This window comes from Agarivorans sp. (assembly GCF_050295395.1).
Classification (GTDB): domain Bacteria; phylum Pseudomonadota; class Gammaproteobacteria; order Enterobacterales; family Celerinatantimonadaceae; genus Agarivorans.
The window spans coordinates 1-1621 of sequence record NZ_JBNKPP010000201.1; the positions used below are offsets into that span (position 1 = coordinate 1).

At 44.7% G+C, this 1621-nt stretch carries 1 protein-coding gene; it reads right to left on the reverse strand.

The genetic code is table 11. From position 1 onward, the window contains the following. Positions 1 to 19: 19 nt before the first annotated feature. Positions 20 to 1621, reverse strand: a 1602-nt coding sequence (locus ACQY6Q_RS11645) for an efflux RND transporter permease subunit (RefSeq protein WP_427981619.1), incomplete at its 5' end; no start/stop codon positions are given.

Here is a 1621-nt window from a genome sequence, read left to right on the forward strand (position 1 = left end):
AACAATATAATGCATAGTACTAACCTTTAAGCTGCATTGGTGACTTCTTGTTTCTTTGTTGCCAAGACTTTAAACGCTCTTGAATACTCATCACGAACACGAAGAAAGCTGGTACAAAGTAAATGGCAAGTAATGTAGCGCTAACCATTCCACCGAACACACCTGTTCCGATAGCTCGTTGAGTCTCTGCACTAGCGCCAGAAGCCAACATCAGTGGTACAACACCAAGACCAAATGCCAGAGAGGTCATCAAGATAGGTCTCAATCGCAACTTCGCAGCTTGAACGGCTGACTGAACCAATCCGTTGCCTTGCTCTCTTAACTGTTTGGCAAATTCAACAATTAGAATTGCGTTTTTCGCCGAAAGACCAATTACAGTGATCATGCCGACTTTGAAGAAAACGTCGTTTGGCATGTCACGAACCACAATGGCGAGTACCGCACCTAACAATCCCAAGGGCACGACCAACATCACCGATAAAGGAATAGCCCAACTCTCATAAAGTGCCGCAAGCACTAAGAAAACGACTAGCATCGATAGCGCCATTAGCATCGGTGCTTGTTTCGATGAGTGAAGCTCTTGTAAAGCCTGTCCTGTCCATGCGATGGTAAAGCCTGATGGAAGTTGCTTCGCCATTTGTTCTATTTCAGCCATCGCTTCACCACTAGAAACTCCGGAAGCTGCACTACCAGAAATTCGAACCGCAGGATAACCTTGGAAGCGAATAAACTGCGGAGCTGACTCAGACCAAATAGGCGTCACAATTTCTGATAACGGAACCATACCACCATTAATGTTTCGTACATGGAGCTTGAGCACATCCTCAATCTGCATCCTTGATGAAGCATCTGCTTGCATAATGACTTGCTGCATTCTGCCTTCATTAGGAAAATCGTTGATGTATAGCGATCCAATCGCAGTGGATAGCGTCTCACTAATACTCGTGAATGAAACACCTAACGCCTCAGCTTTCTGGCGATCAATATCCAAATGAATACTTGTACCCGCAGGAAGCCCATCAGAATAGACATCGCTAAGTGATTTGCTATTTTTCGCCAACTCTAACATCTTCGTCTCAACGACTTTCAATGCCTCGTATCCCTGATTTCCGCGGTCTTGCAAGAAAAACGTAATATCAGAGCTGGTTCCTAGCTCTTCAATAGAAGGAGGCAGCATGTGCATAACCGTGCCTTCTTTTACGTCAGCCATCGCCTCCTCAGCAAGTTTTAACTCGCCAAGTGTTGAGGTATCGTTACGTGTTTCCCAATCTTTCAATGTGGTAAAACTTTGCGCGGTATTCGTGCCTGAACCGGAAAAACCAAAACCAATAACCGTCATTGTTGACTCAATCGACGGACGGCTTAACGCATGCTGTTCAAATTTTTTCACAACATCCAACGTACGCACTGTGGTTGCGTCTGCCGGAAGCTGAATATTGGTAATAAAATATCCTTGGTCTTCTTCTGGTAAAAACGATGACGGCAACTGCCTGTACACTAGAACCAAAATTGCGCACAGAAACACAAAGACAAGCATCATTCGTCCTTTGCGATTCACTAACACGTTGACCTGAGATTCATACCGATTGTTCATTCGGTTAAAGCCACGATTAAACCATTT